General features: G+C 59.7%; 24 protein-coding genes and 1 tRNA gene. 9 read left to right on the top strand and 16 right to left on the bottom strand.

What is annotated here, in order from left to right; translation table 11 throughout:
- Window positions 1-68: 68 nt before the first annotated feature.
- The 7 genes from BUB78_RS14225 to cysG form a co-directional block, all read right to left on the bottom strand.
- Complete coding sequence (locus tag BUB78_RS14225) at window positions 69-1,136, bottom strand: bifunctional transcriptional activator/DNA repair enzyme AdaA (RefSeq protein ID WP_073199072.1); 1,068 nt, start codon at window positions 1,134-1,136, stop codon at window positions 69-71.
- Between the two features lie 120 nt (window positions 1,137-1,256).
- Window positions 1,257-2,108 carry a ferredoxin--NADP reductase gene (locus BUB78_RS14230; RefSeq protein ID WP_073199074.1) on the bottom strand — a complete coding sequence of 284 codons (852 nt, stop codon included), beginning with the start codon at window positions 2,106-2,108 and terminating at the stop codon, window positions 1,257-1,259.
- A gap of 76 nt (window positions 2,109-2,184) precedes the next feature.
- A complete protein-coding gene (locus tag BUB78_RS14235; protein ID WP_073199076.1) occupies window positions 2,185-2,592 on the bottom strand; it encodes a DUF934 domain-containing protein in 408 nt (135 codons plus the stop codon).
- Window positions 2,589-3,323, bottom strand: coding sequence for a phosphoadenylyl-sulfate reductase (locus BUB78_RS14240; RefSeq protein ID WP_073199078.1), 735 nt, complete (start codon window positions 3,321-3,323; stop codon window positions 2,589-2,591). The genes BUB78_RS14235 and BUB78_RS14240 overlap by 4 nt, the downstream gene beginning before the upstream one ends.
- Complete coding sequence (locus BUB78_RS14245; protein WP_073199080.1) at window positions 3,310-4,980, bottom strand: nitrite/sulfite reductase; 1,671 nt, start codon at window positions 4,978-4,980, stop codon at window positions 3,310-3,312. Before BUB78_RS14245 ends, BUB78_RS14240 begins: the two co-directional genes overlap by 14 nt.
- 24 nt (window positions 4,981-5,004) lie before the next feature.
- Complete coding sequence (locus tag BUB78_RS14250; RefSeq protein WP_073199082.1) at window positions 5,005-5,316, bottom strand: DUF2849 domain-containing protein; 312 nt, start codon at window positions 5,314-5,316, stop codon at window positions 5,005-5,007.
- Between the two features lies 1 nt (window position 5,317).
- On the bottom strand, window positions 5,318-6,715 hold the full coding sequence (gene cysG / locus BUB78_RS14255) for a siroheme synthase CysG (protein ID WP_073199084.1): 1,398 nt from the start codon (window positions 6,713-6,715) through the stop codon (window positions 5,318-5,320).
- Window positions 6,716-6,860: 145 nt separating this feature from the next.
- Between cysG and BUB78_RS14260 the strand changes: the two genes are divergently transcribed.
- Window positions 6,861-7,322, top strand: coding sequence for an Lrp/AsnC family transcriptional regulator (locus BUB78_RS14260; RefSeq protein ID WP_073199086.1), 462 nt, complete (start codon window positions 6,861-6,863; stop codon window positions 7,320-7,322).
- 1 nt (window position 7,323) lies between these two features.
- Here the strand turns inward: BUB78_RS14260 and tpiA are convergent, their stop codons facing one another.
- From tpiA to BUB78_RS14290, 6 genes are all read right to left on the bottom strand, one after another.
- Complete coding sequence (gene tpiA, locus BUB78_RS14265; protein WP_073199088.1) at window positions 7,324-8,070, bottom strand: triose-phosphate isomerase; 747 nt, start codon at window positions 8,068-8,070, stop codon at window positions 7,324-7,326.
- 99 nt (window positions 8,071-8,169) lie between these two features.
- Window positions 8,170-8,520 (bottom strand): HesB/IscA family protein, encoded by a 351-nt coding sequence (locus BUB78_RS14270; RefSeq protein WP_073199090.1) that lies wholly within the window; start codon window positions 8,518-8,520, stop codon window positions 8,170-8,172.
- 29 nt (window positions 8,521-8,549) lie between these two features.
- Window positions 8,550-8,912, bottom strand: a complete 363-nt coding sequence (locus BUB78_RS14275) for an SUF system Fe-S cluster assembly protein (RefSeq protein ID WP_073199125.1) — start codon at window positions 8,910-8,912, stop codon at window positions 8,550-8,552.
- A 78-nt stretch (window positions 8,913-8,990) separates the two neighbouring features.
- Complete coding sequence (gene rimK / locus BUB78_RS14280; RefSeq protein ID WP_073199092.1) at window positions 8,991-10,406, bottom strand: 30S ribosomal protein S6--L-glutamate ligase; 1,416 nt, start codon at window positions 10,404-10,406, stop codon at window positions 8,991-8,993.
- A gap of 114 nt (window positions 10,407-10,520) precedes the next feature.
- Window positions 10,521-10,802, bottom strand: a complete 282-nt coding sequence (locus BUB78_RS14285) for an NfeD family protein (RefSeq protein WP_170865079.1) — start codon at window positions 10,800-10,802, stop codon at window positions 10,521-10,523.
- Window positions 10,802-11,692 carry an SPFH domain-containing protein gene (locus tag BUB78_RS14290; protein WP_073199094.1) on the bottom strand — a complete coding sequence of 297 codons (891 nt, stop codon included), beginning with the start codon at window positions 11,690-11,692 and terminating at the stop codon, window positions 10,802-10,804. Before BUB78_RS14290 ends, BUB78_RS14285 begins: the two co-directional genes overlap by 1 nt.
- A 126-nt stretch (window positions 11,693-11,818) precedes the next feature.
- Here BUB78_RS14290 and tgt point away from each other — a divergent pair, with 126 nt between their 5' ends.
- Window positions 11,819-12,949 carry a tRNA guanosine(34) transglycosylase Tgt gene (tgt, locus tag BUB78_RS14295; protein WP_073199096.1) on the top strand — a complete coding sequence of 377 codons (1,131 nt, stop codon included), beginning with the start codon at window positions 11,819-11,821 and terminating at the stop codon, window positions 12,947-12,949.
- A gap of 5 nt (window positions 12,950-12,954) precedes the next feature.
- On the opposite strand, the gene BUB78_RS14300 is transcribed toward tgt, so the two are convergent.
- Window positions 12,955-13,827, bottom strand: a complete 873-nt coding sequence (locus BUB78_RS14300; protein WP_073199099.1) for a DUF485 domain-containing protein — start codon at window positions 13,825-13,827, stop codon at window positions 12,955-12,957.
- A gap of 267 nt (window positions 13,828-14,094) precedes the next feature.
- Here BUB78_RS14300 and BUB78_RS14305 point away from each other — a divergent pair, with 267 nt between their 5' ends.
- The 3 genes from BUB78_RS14305 to BUB78_RS20395 all read left to right on the top strand — a co-directional run bounded on the left by BUB78_RS14305 (window position 14,095) and on the right by BUB78_RS20395 (window position 18,408).
- The gene (locus BUB78_RS14305; RefSeq protein WP_073199101.1) at window positions 14,095-15,171 is read left to right on the top strand and encodes an alkene reductase; all 1,077 of its coding nucleotides are present in this window, start codon (window positions 14,095-14,097) and stop codon (window positions 15,169-15,171) included.
- Window positions 15,172-15,413: 242 nt separating this feature from the next.
- The gene (gene lon / locus BUB78_RS14310) at window positions 15,414-17,825 is read left to right on the top strand and encodes an endopeptidase La (protein ID WP_073199103.1); all 2,412 of its coding nucleotides are present in this window, start codon (window positions 15,414-15,416) and stop codon (window positions 17,823-17,825) included.
- Window positions 17,826-18,054: 229 nt separating this feature from the next.
- Window positions 18,055-18,408: a hypothetical protein gene (locus BUB78_RS20395; protein ID WP_139279356.1), complete on the top strand. Its 354-nt coding sequence runs from the start codon at window positions 18,055-18,057 to the stop codon at window positions 18,406-18,408.
- A gap of 177 nt (window positions 18,409-18,585) precedes the next feature.
- Here the strand turns inward: BUB78_RS20395 and BUB78_RS20400 are convergent, their stop codons facing one another.
- Complete coding sequence (locus BUB78_RS20400) at window positions 18,586-18,783, bottom strand: hypothetical protein (protein WP_139279357.1); 198 nt, start codon at window positions 18,781-18,783, stop codon at window positions 18,586-18,588.
- A 127-nt stretch (window positions 18,784-18,910) separates the two neighbouring features.
- Here BUB78_RS20400 and BUB78_RS14320 point away from each other — a divergent pair, with 127 nt between their 5' ends.
- The 3 genes from BUB78_RS14320 to BUB78_RS20405 all read left to right on the top strand — a co-directional run bounded on the left by BUB78_RS14320 (window position 18,911) and on the right by BUB78_RS20405 (window position 20,049).
- A complete protein-coding gene (locus tag BUB78_RS14320; protein WP_073199108.1) occupies window positions 18,911-19,366 on the top strand; it encodes an HU family DNA-binding protein in 456 nt (151 codons plus the stop codon).
- Between the two features lie 19 nt (window positions 19,367-19,385).
- A tRNA-Val gene (locus tag BUB78_RS14325) sits at window positions 19,386-19,460 on the top strand.
- 136 nt (window positions 19,461-19,596) lie between these two features.
- A complete protein-coding gene (locus BUB78_RS20405) occupies window positions 19,597-20,049 on the top strand; it encodes a hypothetical protein (protein WP_139279358.1) in 453 nt (150 codons plus the stop codon).
- A 265-nt stretch (window positions 20,050-20,314) separates the two neighbouring features.
- Here BUB78_RS20405 and BUB78_RS14335 read toward each other — a convergent pair whose 3' ends face one another.
- Complete coding sequence (locus BUB78_RS14335; protein WP_084732881.1) at window positions 20,315-21,232, bottom strand: LysR substrate-binding domain-containing protein; 918 nt, start codon at window positions 21,230-21,232, stop codon at window positions 20,315-20,317.
- 166 nt (window positions 21,233-21,398) lie between these two features.
- Here BUB78_RS14335 and BUB78_RS14340 point away from each other — a divergent pair, with 166 nt between their 5' ends.
- Window positions 21,399-22,571 carry an aminomethyl transferase family protein gene (locus BUB78_RS14340; protein ID WP_073199112.1) on the top strand — a complete coding sequence of 391 codons (1,173 nt, stop codon included), beginning with the start codon at window positions 21,399-21,401 and terminating at the stop codon, window positions 22,569-22,571.
- Window positions 22,572-22,704 lie beyond the last annotated feature (133 nt).

Raw genomic sequence — 22,704 nt, forward strand, 5'->3', positions numbered from 1 at the left:
CAGGCAAGGACACAGGCAGGGCCGCGCCTTTGAACAGGGCGCGGCCCCTCTGCTTTTGGGGCCGTCTGCTAGGGCCCTTGATCAAGGCCCCTGTATTGACGTTCAAGCTCCAAAAGCCGCTGCTTGCGCCAGAGCCCGCCGCCATAGCCGGTCAAAGACCCATCGGCCCCGATGACACGGTGGCAGGGAATGACAAGCGCCAGTTGGTTGGCGCCATTGGCGTGGGCCACGGCGCGGGTGGCCGAGGGGCGACCGATCTGTTGGGCAATCTGGGAATAGCTTTTGGTGACGCCGGGCGGAATGCGCTGAAGCTCGGCCCAGACCGCGCGGGCAAAGGGCGTGCCAGTCAGGGCCAGCGGCGCGGTAAAGGTGGCGGATTGACCGGCGAAGAACGCCTCAAGCTCGGCTCTGATCTGGTCGGTCGGGGCATGCGAGCCAAGGCCAAGCCGACCTTTTACCGCTTTTTCAAGGGTGGCGATCTCGGATTTGAGGGCCTTGCGGTCGATGAATTCCAAAAGGTGGAGATGCGTGGCACTGCTGATTGCGATCATGTCGCCAAGCGGGGTCTTGATCCAATCGGCCAGCAACACCCCGGTCGTGCTCAGGCTGCCGGGCGCGCGGCCAATGAGCCTTGCAAAGGCGGCGCGAAAGGCACTGGGCGAAGAGAACCCCGCATCAAGCTGGGCGTCGATAACCTTGCTGCCTTCGGTAAGCGCCTCGAACCCGTCGCGCAGACGCCGGTGGCGGGCCATGTCAAGGAAGGTCATACCGAACTGGCGCTTGAAACTGCGCCGAACGGTCGAGAGATCAAACCCCATGGCCTCGATATCGGTCTCGCGCCAGCGGAATTCGGGGCGCTCTTCAAGGGCGTTCAGGAGGGTCGCGATAGCGGGATCAGCATTGGCCATGGGCGCCAGCGGATGACAGCGTTTGCAGGCCCTGAAACCCGCCTCAATACAGGCGCCGACCGAGGCGAAAAACCTGCAATTCTCGGGCCTGGGTTTGCGTGCAGGGCAGGTCAGGCGGCAAAAGATGCCGGTTGAGGTGACGCCAACATAGGCCTGCCCGTCAAAGCGGTCATCGCGCTCGATCAGCGCGCGGTAGAGGGTGTCATGATCTGGCAGGTCGAACAGCATGCCCTCTCAATATCACGCCCGCCGACCCGTGCCGCCGAAAATCGGGCGTGTATTTGAGTGACCGCGCTTTTGGCACAGGGCGACCAAGATTTTTCGCAAAAATCTTGTCCCGCCTGCCGATCAGTCGAGAAAGGCCTTTTCGACAACATATTCCTTGGGCGAGGAATTTGCGCCTTCGCGCAGGCCATAGCCTTCGAGCATTTCCTTGATCTCAAGGTTGAAGGCCAGGTTGCCACAGACCATCGCGCGGTCGGTCTCTGGCGATAGCGGCGCCACGCCCAGATCGTCAAAGGCCTCGCCCGAACGCATGAGATCGGTGATGCGGCCCATCTTGGGGCTCTGTTCGCGCGTCGTGGTCGGATAATAGCGCAGCTTGTCGGCGAAGCCTTCGCCGATCAATTCGGCAAGCATCTCATCCTGGCGGATGTCTTCGATCAGCTTGCGGCCATATTCAAGTTCGCCCACTTCGCGACAGGTATGCGTGATGATGACCTCGTCGTAATCTTCATAGGTCTGCGGATCGCGCAGCAGCGAGGCGAAGGGCGCAAAGCCGGTGCCGGTGGCAAAGAACCAGATCCGCTTGCCGGGCAAGAGCGCGTCATGCACCAGCGTGCCCACCGGTTTGGGGCGCAGGATGATTTCGTCTCCGGGCTGGATATGCTGCAACCGGCTTGTCAGCGGGCCGTCCTGCACCTTGATCGAATAGAATTCCAGCTCGTCATCCCAGGACGGCGAGGCGATGGAATAGGCCCTCAAAAGCGGCTTTTCACGACCGGTCTTTTCGTCCGTGGACATCAGGCCGATCATCACAAACTCGCCCGAGCGAAAGCGCAAAGAGGCAGGCCGCGTCACGCGGAAGGAAAAGAGCCGGTCGGTCCAATGGGTGACCTCGGTCACTTTCTGCGCATCGGGCAGGGTGGGCGTCTTGGCCGTCTTTACGGGTGCATCGGTCACTTGGGTCATCTCATTCATAGCTTCTTTTGCCAGTCACATAGACCGGCCCCTCTGCATAAACATTGATCTGGGTCAGGGAAAGGGCGCAGGACGTTTAGCCGCGCAGGCGGGCCTGATAATCATGCGCTTGCCAGTTGGCGCGAAATATCCACTGCTCCTCGGGCTGGCGTTTGGCCAGGGCCTCCGAGATTTCGACCTCGTCAAAGCCCGAGCGGCGCGCCATCGCGTATTGATCGGCGATCACATGACCCCGCGCACGCAACCGCCCGTCGTAGCCCATGAGCCGCAATTGTCGCGCGATGGAAAAGCCGCGGCCATCGGCGGAGCTCGGAAAATCGACGCGGATCATCGTCACGCCGTCCAGGCGGTCGGCAAGCTCGGCGGGGGTGGTGTCAACCGCCAGATCAAGCGCCGTCGTGGCGCTTTCGGCCTCGGCAAGCGGGGTGATCGGGGCGTTGAAGTCTTCGGGCGCAAAGCCCGTGTCGCTAACGATGACGGTCATGCGGTCACTCCTTTTCGCACCATTTTGCCATTTTCAAAATGGATGCCACATTCGGTTTTACTCTGATCGCGCCAGCGGCCCGATCTTGGGTCTTCGCCGGGCACCACGGGGCTAGTGCAGGGCATGCAGCCGATCGAGGGATAGCCCTTGGCGACAAGCGGATGCCGGGGCAGGCGGTTTTCGTCCATGTAGGTCTGCATGTCCTCGGGCGTCCAATGGGCCAGCGGGTTGACCTTGATCCGGCCGGTGCCCTCTTCGATCTCGAAGAAATCAAGGGCTGCGCGGGTGCCTGATTGATAGCGTTTGCGTCCGGTGATCCAGCCGTCAAACCCGATCAGGGCGCTTTGCAACGGCGCCGCCTTGCGCAGGGCGCAACAGGCATCGGTGTCGCGCTGATGCAGGGTGCTGTAGGGGTCCTCGGCGGCCATCTCACCGGGTGCGGCGCGGATGATACGCAGATCGCGCAGGGCAAGCCGCTCGGCCAGTTCCTGCTGATAGACAAGCGTCTCGGTGAACAACATCTTTGTGTCGATAAAGATCACCGGCGTCGCGGCCCGCGTCACCGACACCATGTGCAAAAGCACCACAGATTCCGCGCCAAAGCTTGACACAAGCGCCAGCTTGCCGGCCTCCGGGTCGCGCAGCGCGTGCTCGATCACCGATATCCCCGAATGATGGCGATATCGCTGATTGAGGGCGCTGACCCGGGTTGCAAGATCACTCTGCGGCATAGGCCCGGGCCTCGGCGTCATAAAGTGCGGCTTTGAACGGGGCCATGCCGACGCGATTATAGGCCTCAAGAAAGGTCTCTTCCTCGCCCTGGCGCAGGCCAAGATAGGCGAAAATCAGACGTTCAATGGCGGGCACGATTTCGTCATAGGCGAAACCGGGGCCGGTGCGGCTTCCGATGGCGGTGGTCTCGGAGGGATCGCCGCCAAGTGTGATCTGATAGTTTTCGACCCCTGCGCGATCGAGCCCAAGAATGCCGATATGCCCCACGTGATGATGCCCGCAGGCGTTGATGCAGCCCGAAATCTTGATCTGCAAATGCCCGACCTCATGCTCGATCTTGAGTTCTTCAAGCCGCGTGGCGATGCCTTGGGCCACGGGGATCGAGCGCGCGGTCGCAAGCGCGCAATAATCCATACCGGGGCAGGCGATGATATCCGAGGCAAGGCCGATATTGCCGGTGGCCAACCCAAGCGTTTTCAGAGCGGCATGAACCGCCGGGATATCGGCCAGCGGCACATGCGGAAGAACAAGGTTCTGGGCATGGGTGGCGCGGATATCGCCGTGGCCGTATGTCTCGCCAATGTCGGCGACAAGGCGCATTTGATCGCCCGTTGCATCGCCCGGCGTCGCGCCATGGGCCTTGAGGCTGATGGTGACAATGCCATAGCCCGGCGTGCGATGCGCGGTGACATTGGTGTCGCTCCAGGCGCGAAACACCGGATCGCTGTCGCGCGCGGCAAAATAGGGCGCCGGATCGGTGTCCTTGAACGCAGGCGCGGCAAAGGCGGCGGTGATCTCGGCCAAAAGCGCCTGATCGACACCCTCAAAGACGGCACGGCGGCGGGGGAATTCCTCCTCGACCTGGGCGCGGATCTCATCAAGGCCGTTTTCATGCACCGTGATCTTGATGCGCGCCTTGTACTTGTTGTCGCGCCGCCCGATCCGGTTGTACGTGGCAAGGATCGCCTCGAGATAGGGCAAGAGATCGGCGCGGGGCAGGAAATCGCGCAGCCGCTTGGCCACCATCGGCGTGCGGCCCATGCCGCCGCCAATCCAGACCTCGAAGCCGCGCGCGCCGTCGCGCTCGACAATGCGCAGGCCGACATCGTGGCTTTTCATCACGGCGCGGTCGGTGTCGCTTGCGATCACGGCGATCTTGAACTTGCGCGGCAGGAATTGAAACTCGGGGTGGTCGGTTGACCATTGCCGGATCAATTCGGCAATCGGGCGCGGGTCTTCGATCTCATCCGCGGCGGCGCCAGCAAAGTGATCCGAGGTCACGTTGCGGATGGTGTTGCCGCTGGTCTGGATTGCGTGCATTTCGACCTCGGCCAGGGCATCAAGCATCTCCGGGACATCGCGCAGTTGCGGCCAGTTATACTGAATATTGGTGCGGGTGGTGAAATGGCCATAGCCCTTGTCAAACCGCTCGGCCAGATAGGCCAGCTGGCGCAGTTTCGCAGGATCGAGCGAGCCATAAGGGATCGCCACGCGCAACATATAGGCGTGCAGTTGCAGATAAAGACCGTTCATCAGGCGCAGCGGCTTGAATTCATCCTCGGTCAGGCTTCCGTCGATACGACGCTCGACCTGAGCGCGGAACTGGCGGTTGCGTTCTGCAACAAAAGCGGCGTCGAAATCATTGTAATGATACATTTTATATCTCCTGCGCGGGATGGCTTAGGCGCGTGTCAGGCTGTCGGCCTGCTTGCCATGAAAAAGGTTCGAGGGGCCCTTTCGGCGAAAATCCTCGCGAAAATGCGTGGGCTGTGGTCCGTCTGCGCCGGGGGCCACATCGGCGAGATAAACGCCAACGGTCAGATGCGTTTGGGCCTGGGCCTGCAACAGGCGCAGATCGGCGTCGGCCTCATCGGTGAGAACCTCTGCCTCGCCGAGGTGACGGGTCCAGCCGTCCTTGGCGGTAAAGTAGACGACATCGCCCTCGATCAGGGCGTTTGCGGTGATGACCTTGGGGGTAAAGTCGCGGGACATGTCAGGCAAGCTCCTGTTGCTGAATTTGGGCAAGGCTGGCCTGCGTTTCACGCGGGCTTAGGCCATAAAACATAATGGCGGGGCCGGTGATATCGGCCTTGCTCAGGGCGCTCGGCAAGGCATCCAGCGTGGTCGCAAGGATGCGTTGATCCGGGCGGCTGGCGTTCTCGATGACGGTGATCGGCGTGGCGCGATCCGCGCCTTGCATGATCAGCCGGCCTTGGATGAAACGCGCCGATTTCTTGCCCATATAGATCGCCGCCACCTCGCTGGGCCGGGCCAGAGCGCGCCAGTCATGGTCGGCAAAGCCCTTCATGTCATGCCCGGTCAAAAGCCGCGCCGAGGCATTGCGCCCGCGTTTCGTCAGGCTTTGACCGATGGCTGCGACACTGGCCGAGGCGGCGGTGATGCCCGGCACCACATGCCAGCCAAGCCCGGCCTCGGTCACGGCGTCGATTTCCTCGTCAAGGCGACCAAAGATGGTGGGGTCACCCCCCTTGAGGCGCACGACCTGCGCGCCGGTTTTGGCGTGGGTCACGATAAGCGCGTTGATCTCGTCCTGGCTCATCGAGGGGCCAAAGCCCTCTTTGCCCGCATCAATCAGCACGGCTTCGCGCCGCGCAAGCTCCAGTATCTCGGGCGTGACAAGCCGGTCGTGGATCACCACATCGGCCGCGTCCAGCGCCTTGCGGGCCTTGAGAGTCAATAGCTCGGGATCGCCAGGACCTGCGCCGACAAAGGCCACGTGGCCTTCGCTCTCGGGTATGATTTCATGTTTATCCAGAAGGACTTGGAGGGTGATCTTGATCTCATCCTCACCGCCCTGTTCAAGCGCGCGGGGGCCGGCGTTGAAATAGTAATCGGCCCAAAAGTCACGCCGACGCCGTCCCATCGGCAGGATTTCGACCGCGCGGCGGAACGCCTTGCCAAGGCGGGCCAGCGTGCCAAGGCTGGCGGGCAGGCGCTCTTCCAGATCGGCCTTGATGGCGCGGGCCAGAACCGGCGCGGCGCCTTCGGTGCCAATGGCCACGGTAACCGGATCACGATCAACGATGGCGGGGGTGATGAACTGGCTATCCCCCAGATTATCCACGATATTGACCAAGGCCCCATCGGCGCTTGCGATGGCGGCGGTGCGGGCATCCTCGGCCCTGTCCTCGTCGGCGGCGTAAAACAGCTTGGCGCAGAGGGCATCGCCCGGCTCCATCGCGCGGCGCACAAGGCGGAGGCGACCCGCAGCGGCCCAGGCCTCGATCTCTGGCGCGGGTGTGGGGGCAAAAACCGTGAGGTGGGCCTCGGTCTTGAGAAGCAGGCGCAGCTTGGCCAAGGCAGCATCGCCGCCGCCCGAAAGGACGATGCGGCGGCCCTCTACGGCCAGAAAGATCGGGAAATGCTTCATCGCGGGCACCCTCGGATTGGTTTGACTTCGCCCCCAATATAGGAAATATTCCCGCATATACGCTAGATACCGGCGTCGATAAGAACATTCTTTCCTTATTGCGATAGCTTTGGGTGGGATGTTCCAACGTTGAAGGAAAATTGGAATGGCTGTTCGTTTGGACGAACTGGATCGAAAAATCCTTGTGCAGCTGCAAGAGGACGGGGGGCAGTCGCTTGACGATATTGCCAAGAACGTTGGCAGTTCCAAGACCCCCGTTTGGAACCGGATTCGCAAGATGCGCGAGGCCGGGGTGATCAAGCAGCAGACCTATCTTCTGGACGCCGAGGCGCTTGGACTTGAGGCCTGTTTTTTCGTGTTGATCCGGACCTCAGAGCATGATGCAACCTGGCAAAAGGCGTTTTTGAAGGCATTGAATGATCGCCCTGAAGTGCAAGAGGCGCATCGCCTTGCGGGGGATATTGACTATATCCTCAAGGTTCGGGTGGCCAATGCGCGCGCCTATGATGTGTTTTATCAGGCGCTGATTTCAGAGGTGAAAGTCCATAATGTCACGGCGCTTTTGTCGATGGAAGAGATCAAGTCAACCACCATGCTGCCGCTTTAACCTATGCTTCCAATGCCTTGATAATAGATGAGAAATCTGCGGATTTCAGGCTTGCGCCGCCGACAAGGGCGCCATCGACATTCGAGGTGGCGAAAATCTCCGCGGCATTCTCGGGCTTGACCGACCCGCCGTAAAGCAGGCGAAAATCCTCTGCCGCTTGCCCGCCAAAGCGCTCGCTCAGGCGGCTGCGGATGAAATCATGCACCTCGCCAATCTGGGCGAGGCTCGGGGTCAGACCTGTGCCGATGGCCCAGATCGGCTCGTATGCGATGACGGTATTGGCGCCGGTGGTGCCATCGGGGAGGGAGGCGGAGAGCTGATCGGTGATCACATCCAGAGTGCGCGCGCCTTCGCGCTGCGCCAGCGATTCACCAAGGCAGACCACCGCGATCAGCCCCGCAGCATGGGCGGCGACGGCCTTTTGGGCTACCAAATCACTGGTTTCATTGTGGTCTTCGCGGCGCTCCGAGTGGCCGAGGATCACGGCGCCTGCGCCGACATCGGCAAGCATGGGCGCCGATATATCGCCGGTATGCGCGCCGGAGGCCGCCGCATGACAATCCTGGGCGCCGATCATGATGGGGCTGTTTGCACAAAGGCCGACGGCCTGCGCAATCAAGGTCGCAGGAGGGCAGATCAGGATATCGACCGAGGGCGCGGTATGGAGGGACACAAGCGCCTCTAGCTCGGCAAGGCTGCTGGCGGTACCGTTCATCTTCCAGTTGCCCGCGGCGAGTTTGCGTTTCATGATCCTGCCCTCTTGAAATTGCTTAGCCTTGTCGTCCGACACCCGCAAAAATGCAAGTGTCGGGGACGGTTGTCCGACATATTTGAGGGCAGGCGCGGGTTACATATCCGCGAATTTGATCGACTCACCGCAGCCGCAGGCCTCGGTCACATTGGGGTTGTTGAACTTGAACCCGGATTCCAGCAGCGACACTTCGTAGTCAATCTGGGTGCCGAACAGGAACATCTGCGCCATGGGCGCGATCATCACACGCGCGCCGTCGGTTTCGACGACTTCGTCGTTGGGGTCGACCTCGGTCACATATTCCATTGTGTATTCCATGCCCGCACAGCCGCCTTTTTTCACGCCAATGCGCAGACCCTGATGGCCATCACGGCCCATCAGTTTCGCGATTTGTGCAGCGGCGGCCGGGGTGATGGTCACGGCCTGTTTTCCGGGGATGCCAAACATCAGGTTTGCCTTCCAATCGGTTGCGTTAATTACATAAAGCCCAGCTCAAGGCGGGCTTCGTCGCTCATCATGTCCATGCCCCAGGGCGGCTCCCAGACAAGGGCGACATCGACATGCTTGATGCCAGCCAAAGGCTCGATCGCCTCGGCGACCCAACCGGGCATTTCACCGGCCACGGGACAGCCGGGGGCGGTCAGGGTCATGGTGACGTTGACGGCATTTTCGCCATCAATATCAATCGTGTAGATCAGGCCAAGATCATAGATATTGACCGGAATTTCCGGGTCATAAACAGAGCGGCACGCCTCGACCACCTGATCATAAAGCGGGTGATCGGTGCTGGAGGGCGCGATCAGCGGGGCGCCTTCAAGGGGTTCGGGGCTATTGTTCATCATCGTGTCCTGCGGGTTATCCTGACCAAACATATAGGGTTTATAACGGGCTTCGTCCAGAGGCGCGCGCCATGCTGTTCACTCTTCGGCGGTTTTGCTGGACTTGCGGCGGCGCACGGGCGCCGGGCGCACACGGGACTCGATCAGATCATAGAGCGCGCCGACGATATCCTTGCCGGTCGAGCCCTCGATCCCCTCAAAGCCCGGCGAAGAGTTGACCTCAAGCACCTTTGGCCCGGCCTCGGAGCGCAAGAGATCGACACCGGCCATGTTGAGATCGAACACTTTCGCCGCACGAATCGCCGTGTCGCGCTCAATCTTGGTGATCCGCACCGCCTTGGCAGAGCCGCCGCGATGCAGGTTCGAGCGAAAGTCGCCCTCGGCGCCGGTGCGCTTCATCGCGCCCACGACCTTGCCGCCGATCACAAGACAGCGGATATCTTCGCCCGCCGCCTCTTTGACGAAATCCTGCACCAGGAAGTTGGCCTTGAGGCCGCGAAAAGCGTCGATCACGGATTCGGCGGCCTTTTTGGTTTCGGCCAGAACGACGCCCTTGCCCTGGGTCGATTCCAGCAGCTTGACGATAAGAGGTGCGGTGCCGACAAGGCCCATCAGGTTAGAGGTGTCATGCGGCGAGGCGGCGAATGCGGTGTTGGGCATACCGATCTTGGCGCGCGCCATAAGTTGATGGGCATAAAGCTTGTCACGGCTTGAGGTGATGCCGGCGCTGGAATTCACGCAATAGGTGCCGATGGTTTCAAACTGGCGGATGATGGCGGTGCCATAGGGCGTGATCGACGCGCCGATGCGCGGCACCACGGCATCAAACCGGGGCAGGCGCTTGCCGTCGTAATGCACCTCGGGGGCCATCGCGTTGATCGCCATGTAACAGCGGGTGGTGTTGATCACCTCGACGGTATGACCGCGCGCCTCGCCTTCGCTGACAAGGCGGCGGGTCGAGTAATTGTCTTCGCGGCTGAGAACGGCGATGCGCAGGGCGCGCTTGGGCTGTTCGTTGCGCATGCGGGCGGTGTGATAGACGTCATAGCTAAGCTCGGGTTGCAGGAACCGGTCGGTGGCGACGATCGAGATATGATCCTTGAGGGCCTGACGCCCCAAGAGCATGCGGCTTGCCATGGTCGAGCGGTTGGTCAGGGTGATCTCGATCGGCCAGCTGTCCTCGCCCACGGTAAGGTTGGACGAGATCACATAGCGTAACTCGCGCTCGCCGTTTGACGAGGTCACATCGCGCCGGTCGATGATCGTGGCCGAGCAGGGGATCACAAGGTCGTCGCGCCCCGGAATGGGATGGACGGTGAACCGCACCTTGGGCTTTGACGCCGGGCCAAAGGTCTCGATATCAAAGGCATGCAGCGCCGAGGTGCGCGCGCCGGTATCGACCTTGGCCTTGAGGGCGGGCACGCCCAGTTCGGGCAGGGCAACCCATTCTTCCCACCCGAATTGCAGCGGCTGCGGAGTTTCGGGAGTGGTCATGAAAGGGGGCCTCCTTGGCAAGGTCATGGCGCGCGATGAGCGGAATTTTACGCCTTTGGGCACTCAGTCACATCACGGATGGCGGGGGAATTCAAGCGTGGCCTTCGGGGCGGCCTAGTCGTTGATGTCGGTCTCGACCCTGCGCGCATCGCCGCCCGGCGCGCGGAAAAACCGGCGCAGGACGAGCCATGCAATCAGCGAGAGCACCGCGAATATCGCCAGCAGTGCCGCAAAGCCCGGTGTGAGCGGGGTCAAAAGCAAAAGCCCGACAAGCGCCGCGCCGATGGCAAAGCCGAGAAAGATGAACCCCGGTGCAAGCACCTCAAAGATGCCAAGCGCAAGGGCGGCGGCAAGCCAGACCCACCAGAGCGACCAGAGTGCCACCCCGCCCAGCATTATGCCTTGCCTTTCAGCATCTTGAAGGCGTCGCCAAAGGCCTCGAGCGCGCTTGCGGGCACAAGGATGGTTGACGAAGACGGGCTTGCGCCAAGCGCATTGAGGGCCTCGACCTGTTTCAGGGCGACCTGATATTGCGCGGCCTCGACACCGTTTTCGGCGATGGCCTTGGCGACGACGCTTGTGGCATAGGCCTCGGCATCGGCGGCGATACGGCGGGCCTTGGCGATCTGTTCGGCGGCGTAAAGCTCGGCGTCGGCATTGAGTTCGACCGCGCGTTTGGCGCCTTCGGCCTCGGTTACCTGTGCGCGGCGGGCGCGCTCGGCGTTCAGCTGTTGCATCATCGCGTCGCGGGTCGCCTGATCAAGGTTCACGTCGAGGATTTCGGCACGCGTCACCTCGATGCCCCAGTCATCGACGGCGCTTTCAACCAGTTGCTTGATGGTCGAAATCATTTCGTTGCGGTTCGATTGCACCTCGTCGAGATCCATCTTGCCGATTTCGGCGCGCACGATGCCGGCCACGGTGGTGGCGATGGCGGCATCGACGTCGCGAATCCGGTAAACCGTCTTTTCCGGCTCGGTGATGCGGTAAAACACCGAGGTATCGACCCGCACCAGCACGTTGTCCTTGGTGATCGCATCCTGACCGGCGGTCGGCAGCTGGCGTTCAAGGATCGAGATGCGATGCGCAGCGCGGTCCAGAAACGGCACGATCATGTTGATGCCGGGTTTAAGGACAGCATGCAGGCGGCCAAAGCGCTCGATCACGTATTGTTCGGACTGCGGAACGATCTTGACGCTGCGCAGCACGGTGATGATGACCAGCGCGGCCAGCAGGATATAGAGCAGGTTGGACGACAAGAGGTCGACGATCTGGTCTTCTAACATTCAGCACCTCAAAATTTCACGCGACCCGCCGCTTGCGGCCCTTTTTGTAGATGTGCCGCTTTTGGCCGTTTTACAAGCTGGGGTAAATCGCTTTAAGGGGGGATAAAAGTAGATAGGGGTCAAATTATGACGGCGCAGATCAGTTTCGAGATGCAGGCCCGCGACGGTCTTGCGCGCACCGGGGTGATTTCCACGCCGCGCGGCGAGATCCGGACGCCAGCCTTCATGCCGGTGGGCACGGCCGCCACCGTCAAGGCGATGATGCCCGAAAGCGTGCGCGCGACGGGGGCCGATATCCTCTTGGGCAATACCTATCACCTGATGCTGCGCCCCGGTGCCGAGCGGATTGACCGGCTTGGCGGTTTGCACAAGTTCATGAACTGGGATCGCCCGATTCTGACCGATAGCGGCGGCTTTCAGGTGATGAGCCTTGCGGGTCTGCGCAAGCTCACCGAAAAGGGCGTGACCTTCAAAAGCCATATCGACGGCTCAAAACACGAATTGACGCCAGAGCGGTCGATGGAGATCCAAAAGCTGTTGGGCAGCGATATCGTCATGTGTTTTGATGAATGCCCCGCGCTTCCGGCCACGGATAAGGCCGTCGCCGAAAGCATGCGCTTGTCGATGCGGTGGGCCGAGCGCTCGAAAGAGGCGTTTGGTGATCGCCCGGGGCATGCCCTTTTCGGGATCATGCAGGGCGGTGTCACGCCCGAGTTGCGCGAGGAAAGCGCCGAGGCGCTCAAGGCGATCGGCTTTGACGGCTATGCGGTTGGCGGGCTTGCCGTCGGTGAGGGGCAGGAGGCGATGTTCGGTGTGCTCGATTATGCGCCGGGGCTCCTGCCCGAGGACAAACCGCGTTACCTTATGGGGGTGGGCAAGCCCGATGATATCGTCGGTGCGGTCAAGCGCGGCATCGACATGATGGATTGCGTTTTGCCATCACGTTCGGGGCGCACGGGGCAGGTGTTTACCCGCTGCGGCGTGCTCAACATCAAGAACGCGCGCCATCAGGACGACCCAAGACCGCTTGACGAGGCCTGTACCTGTCCGGCGTGCCGCCACTATTCGCGCGCTTACCTGCATCATGTGTTCCGCTCTCAGGAAATCATCAGCTCGATGCTGCTGACCTGGCACAACCTGCATTACTTTCAGGATATCATGGCGGGCATGCGCGAGGCGATTGCCGCTGGCCGGTTTGCCGAGTGGGAGGCCGGGTTTCACGCCGGGCGCGCCGCGGGTGACATAGAGCCGCTCTGACCTGTTCAGGCCTTCAGCATCTGGCTGCCCTGAATCGAGCGATCCTTGCGCCCCGACAGGCGCGCGCGCAGGCTTGCCAATGTGTCGCGGAAATCGTTGTGGAGGTATAAGAACAGCCGCTTGCCAAAGGAGAGGTCCAGAAATTGCTGGGTATAGGTGACACGGCTTTGGGTCTCGTCCAGAGGGGTGATCTTGACCTCGATGCGTTGACGGGGGTCTTCACAACCGGGCAGCGGGCGGACCTCATAGAGGAAATGATCGGGCGGGCGGGCTTCTTTGATGTGCAGCTCAAAGAAGGCATCCTTGGCCGCGTGATGACGCGGCAGGCGCATCAGCATATCCGCGTCGCTGCCGTCCGGGGCGGGCGGAAAGCTGGCACCGGGCCAGAAAAAGCTCTCGCTATGGGCGGCGTCTGGATAAAGCTTGCGCCAAATCTCTTCGGGCGTGCCGGGCGCGGTGAGGGTGGCGCTATGCGCCTTCATATCGCGCCGCCACAGATTGGCCAGCCACGGCCCGTAAAGCGAGCGTTCAACCACCAGAAAGGCGGCGCCAAGCAGGATGCAATAGCTCCAGCCGGGCAGGCCGAACCCGGTGATGACGGGGCGCACAAGCGGGTCGACCAGGCAAAGCACGAGGATCGTGATCAGCCAGAGTTCGATCAGCGGCAGCAATCCCGGCAACAACAGGCTGAGCACCACGATCGGAATCCCGATGATCAGGATAAGCACGATCGCCCATGTCAGCGTGCCGATGACCGGGCGGGACATCCCTGCGGGCCAGTCCACGACGCCCGAGAGCACGGTCACTCCCATGAAGAGCGAGATAAGCAGGCTGCCAAACAGAAAGCGCCGATATTGGCGGGCGATGCGTGCAAACATGAAACCGGGCCTCGAAGATGGTAAATACCACGACAGTCTGCGGGGTGTTCTGGGCGCTTTATGGGCGGCTTGGAGTTAAATTATTGGCATTTTGTCACAATCACCCTGTCAAGCGGTCGGATCTGTGCATTTCTGCAAGGCGTACTGTGGACTGGGGGACAGGGACTGCTTCTTGGGGCCGGGGCGTGTCGTGCCTAGGTATGATCCAAGGCCGGGGCAGGCAGTCATGCATCCCGGCGCAATACGGATCAAACGCAGGAGAGCCCCATGACAGACAAGCTATTTTCCCCCGCCAAAGCAGGCAGCCTCGAGCTGGCCAACCGGATCGTGATGGCCCCGCTGACACGCAACCGCGCCGATGATGACACCGGCGAAGTGTCGGATATGCATGTGGAGTATTACCGTCAGCGCGCCGGTGCCGGGCTTATCATCACCGAGGCCACGCAAATCTCGGCCGAGGGCAAGGGCTATGTCGCGACGCCCGGCATTCACACGCCCGCCCAGGTGACCGCCTGGAAGAAGGTGACCGACGCGGTGCATGAAGAGGGCGGCAAGATCGTGATCCAGCTTTGGCATGTGGGCCGGATCAGCCATGTGTCGCTGCAACCGAACGGTCAGTCGCCGGTTGCACCCTCTGCCATTGGCGCCGAGGCGCCGACCTTTACCAAGGAAGGCCCTGCCACAACGTCAGAGCCGCGCGCGCTTGAGTTGGATGAGATGCCGCGCATCCTCGCCGATTACGTGCATGCCGCCAAATGCGCCAAGGAGGCGGGCTTTGACGGGATCGAGCTTCACGCGGCCAATGGCTATCTGCTGGATGAATTCCTCAAGGATGGCGCCAACACGCGGACGGATGCCTATGGCGGCTCGATCGAGAACCGCGCGCGGCTGGTGTTCGAGGTGCTCGATGCGCTGACAGAGGTCTGGCCCGCCGGGCAGATCGGCCTGCGCCTCTCGCCGTTCTCGGCGGCCAACAATGCCGAAGACAGCGACCCGGATACGACGTTCGGCTATGTGGTCGAGCGGCTGAATGCCTATCCGCTGGCCTATCTGCACCTTGTCGAGGGGCAGACCGGCGGCAAGCGTGAGGGCGGGTTTGATGCGCTGCGCGCGCTCTGGAAAGGGGTTTACATGGCCAACAACGGCTATGACCGCGATCTGGCCATGGCGCGGGTTGACGAAGGCAAAGTCGATCTGGTGGCCTTTGGGCGCCCCTACATCGCCAATCCCGATCTGGCCGAGCGGCTGCGCGTCAATGCACCGCTCAACGAGGGCGATGGCGACACCTATTATGGGGGTGGGCGCGAGGGCTATACCGACTACCCAAGCCTTGAGGCCGCCTAGGGCGGGCAGAGACCTCTGCTTGTGAGAACGCCGCTTTCATGCCGCGCCTGACCGTCGGGCGCGGCATTTGCTATAAAACCTGCCTATTGTGCCCTTGCCCCCGCGGGCTTGGGCGGGCATTCTGGGGGGCGCGTGTTGAAATCGGTGCCGATGTGCCCCAAATTAACATCAGTGAAACGGAGAAGGCCGAGGTTGCTGCATAGTCAGGGCCAGTGCCTTTTTGCCAAGAACAGGAATTGAGCATGCAAGACCCCCTTAACGCCTCGTACCCGGTGCTGCCGCTGCGCGATATTGTGGTTTTCCCGCATATGATCGTGCCGCTTTTCGTCGGGCGTGAAAAATCCGTCCGCGCGCTGGAAGAGGTGATGCAGGACGACAAACAAATCCTTCTGAGCAGTCAGATTGACCCGGGCATTGATGACCCGGACGAGGCCGGTATTTACCGAGCCGGCGTACTGGCCAACGTGTTGCAACTGCTGAAGCTGCCCGATGGCACCGTCAAGGTGCTGGTTGAGGGTGTGGCGCGGGTGCGGATCACCGAATACCTTGAGAACGACGATTTCTTCGAGGCGCGCGCCGAGTATCTGACCGAGATGCCAGGCGATGCCACCACCATCGAGGCGCTGTTGCGCACCGTGGGCGATGAATTCGCGCGCTATGCCAAGGTCAAAAAGAACATCCCCGACGAAGCGCTTGCCGCCGTCACCGACTCTGAAGAGCCGGCAAAGCTTGCCGATCTGGTGGCCGGGCATCTTGGTATCGAGGTCGACAAGAAGCAGGACCTGCTTGAAACGCTGAGCGTGAGCGAGCGTCTTGAAAAGGTCTATGGACTGATGCAGGGCGAAATGAGCGTCTTGCAGGTCGAGAAGAAGATCAAGACCCGCGTCAAGAGCCAGATGGAGCGCACACAGCGCGAATATTATCTGAATGAGCAGATGAAGGCCATTCAGAAGGAGCTGGGCGATGGCGAAGAGGGCGAAGGCGAACTGGCCGAGCTTGAGGCGAAGATCGCCGAGACCAAGCTGAGCAAAGAGGCGCGCGAAAAGGCGGATGCCGAGCTCAAGAAGCTCAAGAACATGAGCCCGATGAGCGCCGAGGCGACCGTTGTGCGCAACTATCTCGACTGGATGCTGTCGATCCCGTGGGGCGTGAGAAGCCGGGTCAAGAAAGACCTGAGCCGTGCGCAGAGCGTTTTGGACAAGGACCACTATGGTCTGGACAAGGTCAAGGAGCGGATCGTCGAGTATCTTGCGGTGCAACAGCGCAGTAAAAAGCTCAAAGGGCCGATCATGTGCCTTGTCGGCCCGCCGGGCGTGGGCAAGACCAGCCTTGGCAAATCGGTGGCCCGCGCAACGGGTCGCGAGTTCATCCGCATTTCGCTTGGCGGCGTGCGTGACGAGAGCGAAATTCGCGGTCACCGGCGCACTTATATCGGCTCGATGCCGGGCAAGATCATTCAGGCGCTGAAAAAGGCCAAGACCACCAACCCGCTTATCCTGCTCGATGAGATAGACAAGATGGGGCAGGATTTCCGAGGAGATCCGGCGTCTGCCATGCTTGAGGTGCTTGATCCCGAACAGAACAGCACGTTCATCGATCACTATCTTGAGGTCGAATATGACCTGTCGGACGTGATGTTCCTGACCACGGCGAACTCCTACAACATGCCGGGGCCGCTTCTGGACCGGATGGAGATCATTCCGCTGGCGGGCTATACAGAGGATGAAAAGCGCGAGATCGCCAAGCAGCACCTGATCGAGAAGCAGATCAAGAACAACGGTCTGCGCAAGGGCGAGTTCGAGCTGAGCGATGATGCGCTGACTGACATGGTGCGCTATTACACCCGCGAGGCCGGCGTGCGGAACCTTGAGCGCGAGATCGCCAAGGTGGCGCGCAAGGCGGTGACCCGGATCATCAAGGGCGAAGACAAGCAGATCAGGGTGACCTCTGAAAACCTCAGCGATTTCCTTGGTGTCAGAAAGTACAAATTCGGCCTGGCCGAGGAAAGCGATCAGGTCGGTGTTGTCACCGGGCTTGCCTATACCTCTGTCGGCGGTGAGCTTTTGAACATCGAGGCGCTGCGCCTTCCGGGCAAGGGCCGGATGAAGACCACCGGCACGCTTGGCGACGTGATGAAGGAATCGATTGATGCGGCGTCAAGCTATGTCCGCTCGATTGCGCCTGAAATCGGGGTCAAGCCGCCGAAGTTTGAAAAGTGGGATATCCACGTTCACGTGCCCGAAGGCGCGACACCAAAAGATGGCCCAAGTGCCGGTCTTGCCATGGTGACGTCGATCGTCTCGGTTCTCACTGGTATTCCGGTGCGCAAGGATATCGCGATGACCGGCGAGGTGACATTGCGCGGCAATGCGTTGCCCATCGGCGGGCTGAAAGAAAAGCTTCTGGCGGCGCTGCGTGGTGGCATCAAGACCGTGCTTATCCCGCGCGAGAACGAGAAAGACCTGGTCGAGATCCCTGACAACGTCAAAGAGGGTCTGGATATCATTCCGGTCGATCACGTCCGCGACGTTCTCAAGCTGGCACTGGTGCGCGCACCAGAGCCGGTCGAGTGGGACGAGGCCGCCGAAGAGGCCGCCGCCGCCGAGGCCGCGATCAAGCGGGGCGGCGAGGGCACAGGTGCCACCGCGCATTAAGTGGGGTCGTTCAGCAAAATGAGGTGCGGCGCAGGGGAGACCCTGCGCCGCATTTCGTTTTGCAGGGCCGCCCTGGTCGGCAACGCGCGGGGCGACGTCGATCTGCGTATAATCCACCATCAGAAAGCCAGAACTGTGGCCGCTGACGGCACCGGGGCGCAGGCGCTGCACATCCTGGGCCATGGCCCCTTGGATACGTTCGCTATGGCCCTTGTAGCGGAATTGACAGATGCCAAAGCCATCGGGCGAGGTGCCAACCCGTTTGATATCGGTCTTCAGGCGCTCGTCGCTCGCCATCATCGCCGGGTACGTACCTGCGCTACTGCCGCCCGAGGCGACAAGTGCGGTGATGAAAACGATGGCCATGATGATCAGAACGACGACCTCGGGGCCGCCACTTCCGACCGAGCCCTGCGAGGACACGGTTGTCGCGGTGCGGACCTGTTTGGCGCTCATTCGTGCATTCTCGGCCGCCTGCGCCATTCCGGTCACCACAAGAGTTGAGGCAAGGATGGTTGAGCAAAGTATTTTCTTCATGATTTCCCCCCTGGAAAGTTGTCCTGTGGCGGGAAAACGGAAATGATCAAAAGTGGCTGGGAAACAAGGAATCCGCGCATGGATGACACTGATCATGCCACAAAACGTGGATTTTCGCACAATTTATTCGCATAACGTCCGGACACACGAGATTACCCAACGCTTACTCCTCAAGCGTTGGGATGGTCAGAACGGGTCTGTCCCGAGGAGACGGCGTGACGTTTTAAAGCGCACCAGCGGCTGTCAGAATCGCCAAAAATATGAAAAACGCCGGGATCGCGAGATCAAGCCCACCGGCGGAACCGGTGGTATCTGCGGCGATAACTTCTGGTGTGATCATCGGATCGACAAGACCGCTGGCAAGGGCAGGCGCGGTCAAAAGGCTCAAACATAAAAGAGCCGCTACACAGGTGTTATTCATTAGTCTTCTCCAGGATGAGTTTTATGGGTCGAGTTAGCGGTATAGGGGCGATTTCGTCAACTCTTGCTGGCAATGTTTCCTTTGTCGCGCTAGATTGTTGCCATAAAACAAGCAATTGAGGCATGACATGAGCACGCGACGCAGCACCAAGGCCAGCCCGAAGACCACTGCCAAGACCGCGGTCAAGACCGGGGCAGCCGCGACGGCTGCCACGCCGGAGCCAGCGGAGAGCATCACCTCTGTCGTTGTAACCGAAAACCCGGCCGCTGACGCCGGTCCCGAACTCAAGAAACAAGAGCTTCTGGACAAGGTTGTGACCCGCACAGACGTCAAAAAGAAATTGGCCAAGCCGGTGGTCGAGGCGGTGTTGGAAATTCTCGGCGAAGCTCTGGCTGAAGGCCGCGAGTTGAACCTTCAGCCGTTGGGCAAGGTCAAGATCAATCGCATCAAGGAAATGGCGAATGCACGGGTGATCGTCGCGAAAATCCGCCAGCCCAAAGCAGGCGGCGCAAGAGCGATCAACGGGCCGGATGGCGGCGAGGAAGACCCCATGAAAGATCAGGTTGCACAGGGCGCGGACTGACGCTAGAAACGCCCACGGCGGGTGATTAGCTCAGTGGTAGAGCGCTTCGTTCACATCGAAGATGTCAGGGGTTCAAATCCCTTATCACCCACCATTCTATCCCATTGAAATCAAATAAAACCCTTGCATTACAGGCGCTTTGTCCGTCCTGTGGTTACAAATTTGGTTACAAATGGGATCGTTATGGCGGGTAGGGTTAGAAACATGGTGAATCGCAGCGGGCGTTACGCGTGTCCGTAAAAACAATCACAACATCCACAGGCGTTAGCCTGAAGGAAAGCACACTTGATCTTGTAGATCGAATTATAGTTGTATGGCTCGACACGAATGAGGACGAAATTGGCGTCCATGTTGCATATGATGCAAGCGTTGAAGAATTTTCAGCAGACAGCGCCGCTCCCTATCGAGGATCGCTGAGGCTCGGACGTGGATCCATGACCTTTCCGAACAAGCAGCCGTCGGCGCAAAAGTTTGAAGTAGGCGACGTGATTGCCACTCATGTGGAAGGCAATATTGTTATCAGAAAACACACCAGTGGCTCCTTTACGGCTCTTGTCGACGGCGAACCCATGCCGGCCCGGCAGTATTTGATCGAAATTCGAAACACTCTCGGATTACCTGACAAAGCCACCAATACAACGCGAAGTCTCGGAGCTCAGGTGTTTGGGAAGTTAGGAAAGTAAATAATCCAGATACGTAGGCAACGGCCCAAAGCGGTCACCCGCCAAGGTGACCGGTGCTGCAGCGCAGCTTCACCAGACCGGCCATTCGTCCACCATGCAGCATTTTGGAAGGATGAAGGTCGGCAGAGCGGGACGAAGCTGCCGTTTGAATTGGCGGTCCTAAGGTCGGCAATTTGCTCAAGAGAGGTCATTCATCAAGTCCGATCTATCATCGCGTCATTGATCCATTCTGCGCGGCGGCTTGGAGATCCTTTGCGCGCCTGTCTCAATGGGAAACACTTCTCAGCCAATCCGTGAACGCCATTACTTCGGGTCGATCGTCGGCCTGTTTCGTCATCACGAGATCATACCCGATGCCGGTTTTTGTGGAGCTGTTCGCGAAAGGCAAGACAAGCAATCCGGCATCAAACTGGTCGTGCAAAATTGGCTTGCTCGCCAATATTATTCCCTGTCCGGATATCGCTGCTTGAACTGCCATTCCGTAGTCACTGAAATGCAAGCCACTTCCAGCCTCGATATTACTTATGCCTTCGCGCCTGGCCCATTCACTCCAGTCGAACCAACGCCTTGCTTGTGTAGCCCAAGGCAATTTGGCTATATCCCAATGGATAAGAGGCACACCTGGCAGTTGATCCAACGATGCCGACGACAGTGGTCCCTCCGCGAGCGTAGGACTGCAGGCAGGAGCGACGCAATCCTCAAAGAGTTGATGGGTGATCAAATCGGGATCGGTCCCGACACCATATCTGATTGCGACATCAACGTCGGAACGTTTCAAGTCCACGATCCTCTGAGATGAATCGATCAATACGTCGATGTTTGGATGCCGGAAGCAAAAGTCATGCAGCCTGGGCACCAGCCACGTCGTAGCAAGAGATGATTCCACCGAGACAATCAACCGCTTGGTATCGCGCGACTCCCGCATGCCTCGTACAGCGTCCGTTAAATGACGCATTGCAAGACTCAAATCGTTTGTTGCTGTCATTGCAGTTTCCGACAACGCCAAGCCACGACCACGTCTTTCCACCAGTTTCTTGTCTAAGGCATCTTCGAGCTTTACGATCAGTTGCTTCACTGCAGCGGGCGTCACACCCAACTCTTCAGCAGCGGCTGGATAACTCAGATGCCGCGCAACGGCTTCTAAGGCGCGCAAAGAATTCAGAGAGGGCATCCATTTCGACATAATTTAGTTTTTCTAAATTATTACCAAAGATCAAATGATTTCTCCACTTGGAAAGAACAGGTTATTGTCGCAATATGATAGCCTCGCTCCGAACACCGAGGCAGACGTTGGTATAAAATCTTGCTCTTTGGGGTCTTGACGGCCTTTGGGGTCGTGGAGGGAACAAATGAGATCGAGCGACGGAAAAACACGCAGCGTGGTTTCGGATATTCCCGGAGCAGGATGGGACTATTCGATCACACGGCACCCTTATCATGAGCACGAGCGTTCCAAAGGCGCACATTACTGCATCTATAACCGACGTCTGATGGCGGTTTGTTTTGATGACCACTCGACCGAAGAAGGGTACTGGCGCCTTCGCAGGCAGGCGGCCGTGTTGCACACAGGTGAATACGTGCTGGAATTTCGCGGCCCCGACGCTGAGGCGTTGTTGGATAAGTTATTCACCAAGGACATCACCAAGGTGAAGGTCGGTCGGTGTGGCTATGGTCTGGCCTGTTACGAGGATGGCGGCATGCTGGTCGATGGCGTTCTGCTTCGTCTGGCGGAAGATCGCTTCTGGTATGCGCAGGCTGATGGAGATTTCTATAGCTGGGCGCGGGCCCATGCCGTGGGTATGGACGTAACGATTTCCGACCCGGATGTCTTTGTCAGTCAAGTACAAGGACCGAATGCGCTGAAGATCCTTGAGGCGGCCGCGGGCGGCGTACCCGAGAAATTTACCTATTTTGCTTGCGCTGAAGTTGACCTTGGGGGCCAGAAAGTTTTCATCACACGCACTGGTTACACCAACGAGTTGGGATGGGAGTTCTATACCGAACCGCATCATGACCCGGATGCACTATGGGAACATATTAAGTCTGCAGGCGCAGATTTCGGAATGGAGATATTTGGCCTGGACGCCATGAACATTCGCCGCATCGAGGCAGGAATTCTGAATGCCGGAGCGGATTTCAACGCAACCACGACCCCTTACGAGGCCGGGTTGGGCCGGTTTGTCGACACCGAAAAGGGCGACTTTATCGGCAAGGCTGCTCTGAAAGCCGCAGATACGGGAAGCCGTTCGCATGGCATTAAGTGTCCAAATGGCGAGCCGCTGATTTCGGGTTCGATTTCTATTGGCGGTTCCACGGTAGGTGTCGTTACTGCGGGCGCTTCTTCTCCGTATTTGGGCCATGGTATCGGAATTGCCTTGATGGATAGTGCAGGTCACGAACCCGGAGCAAGTATCGAAATCAGATGCAAAGATGGCTCTGTGCAGGTTGGGGAGTTGGTCGAGCTGCCGATGTACGATCAGGCCTGCGAGATTCCACGCGGGAAGTTGGTGGATATCCCCTGACACTTGGCCATAAGTCATAACTGGGTTTTAAGGATAATCTGATGGGGTGGATGGCTCCTGCTCCAATCGGCGTCGCAATGCGCCATACTGCAGATGTCCATATCTGCGTATAGGAGGAGCCACCCAATGCAAG

This window comes from Roseovarius marisflavi, assembly GCF_900142625.1.
GTDB classification, from domain to species: domain Bacteria; phylum Pseudomonadota; class Alphaproteobacteria; order Rhodobacterales; family Rhodobacteraceae; genus Roseovarius; species Roseovarius marisflavi.

What these genes read in the sequence shown, in the direction of transcription:
- BUB78_RS20400 (WP_139279357.1), bottom strand. Translation starts at nt 18,783, where the DNA reads ATGAATAACACCTGTGTAGCGGCTCTTTTATGTTTGAGCCTTTTGACC.
- BUB78_RS14260 (WP_073199086.1), top strand. Translation starts at nt 6,861, where the DNA reads ATGGCTGTTCGTTTGGACGAACTGGATCGAAAAATCCTTGTGCAGCTG.
- BUB78_RS14305 (WP_073199101.1), top strand. Translation starts at nt 14,095, where the DNA reads ATGACAGACAAGCTATTTTCCCCCGCCAAAGCAGGCAGCCTCGAGCTG.
- BUB78_RS14250 (WP_073199082.1), bottom strand. Translation starts at nt 5,316, where the DNA reads ATGTCCCGCGACTTTACCCCCAAGGTCATCACCGCAAACGCCCTGATC.
- BUB78_RS14335 (WP_084732881.1), bottom strand. Translation starts at nt 21,232, where the DNA reads ATGTCGAAATGGATGCCCTCTCTGAATTCTTTGCGCGCCTTAGAAGCC.
- BUB78_RS14225 (WP_073199072.1), bottom strand. Translation starts at nt 1,136, where the DNA reads ATGCTGTTCGACCTGCCAGATCATGACACCCTCTACCGCGCGCTGATC.
- BUB78_RS14300 (WP_073199099.1), bottom strand. Translation starts at nt 13,827, where the DNA reads ATGTTTGCACGCATCGCCCGCCAATATCGGCGCTTTCTGTTTGGCAGC.
- BUB78_RS14285 (WP_170865079.1), bottom strand. Translation starts at nt 10,802, where the DNA reads ATGCTGGGCGGGGTGGCACTCTGGTCGCTCTGGTGGGTCTGGCTTGCC.
- tpiA (WP_073199088.1), bottom strand. Translation starts at nt 8,070, where the DNA reads ATGAAACGCAAACTCGCCGCGGGCAACTGGAAGATGAACGGTACCGCC.
- rimK (WP_073199092.1), bottom strand. Translation starts at nt 10,406, where the DNA reads ATGACCACTCCCGAAACTCCGCAGCCGCTGCAATTCGGGTGGGAAGAA.
- BUB78_RS14270 (WP_073199090.1), bottom strand. Translation starts at nt 8,520, where the DNA reads ATGTTTGGCATCCCCGGAAAACAGGCCGTGACCATCACCCCGGCCGCC.
- BUB78_RS14240 (WP_073199078.1), bottom strand. Translation starts at nt 3,323, where the DNA reads ATGCCGCAGAGTGATCTTGCAACCCGGGTCAGCGCCCTCAATCAGCGA.
- BUB78_RS14290 (WP_073199094.1), bottom strand. Translation starts at nt 11,692, where the DNA reads ATGTTAGAAGACCAGATCGTCGACCTCTTGTCGTCCAACCTGCTCTAT.
- lon (WP_073199103.1), top strand. Translation starts at nt 15,414, where the DNA reads ATGCAAGACCCCCTTAACGCCTCGTACCCGGTGCTGCCGCTGCGCGAT.
- tgt (WP_073199096.1), top strand. Translation starts at nt 11,819, where the DNA reads ATGACGGCGCAGATCAGTTTCGAGATGCAGGCCCGCGACGGTCTTGCG.
- BUB78_RS14275 (WP_073199125.1), bottom strand. Translation starts at nt 8,912, where the DNA reads ATGAACAATAGCCCCGAACCCCTTGAAGGCGCCCCGCTGATCGCGCCC.
- BUB78_RS14245 (WP_073199080.1), bottom strand. Translation starts at nt 4,980, where the DNA reads ATGTATCATTACAATGATTTCGACGCCGCTTTTGTTGCAGAACGCAAC.
- BUB78_RS14320 (WP_073199108.1), top strand. Translation starts at nt 18,911, where the DNA reads ATGAGCACGCGACGCAGCACCAAGGCCAGCCCGAAGACCACTGCCAAG.
- BUB78_RS14340 (WP_073199112.1), top strand. Translation starts at nt 21,399, where the DNA reads ATGAGATCGAGCGACGGAAAAACACGCAGCGTGGTTTCGGATATTCCC.
- cysG (WP_073199084.1), bottom strand. Translation starts at nt 6,715, where the DNA reads ATGAAGCATTTCCCGATCTTTCTGGCCGTAGAGGGCCGCCGCATCGTC.
- BUB78_RS14230 (WP_073199074.1), bottom strand. Translation starts at nt 2,108, where the DNA reads ATGAATGAGATGACCCAAGTGACCGATGCACCCGTAAAGACGGCCAAG.
- BUB78_RS14235 (WP_073199076.1), bottom strand. Translation starts at nt 2,592, where the DNA reads ATGACCGTCATCGTTAGCGACACGGGCTTTGCGCCCGAAGACTTCAAC.
- BUB78_RS20395 (WP_139279356.1), top strand. Translation starts at nt 18,055, where the DNA reads ATGCCAAAGCCATCGGGCGAGGTGCCAACCCGTTTGATATCGGTCTTC.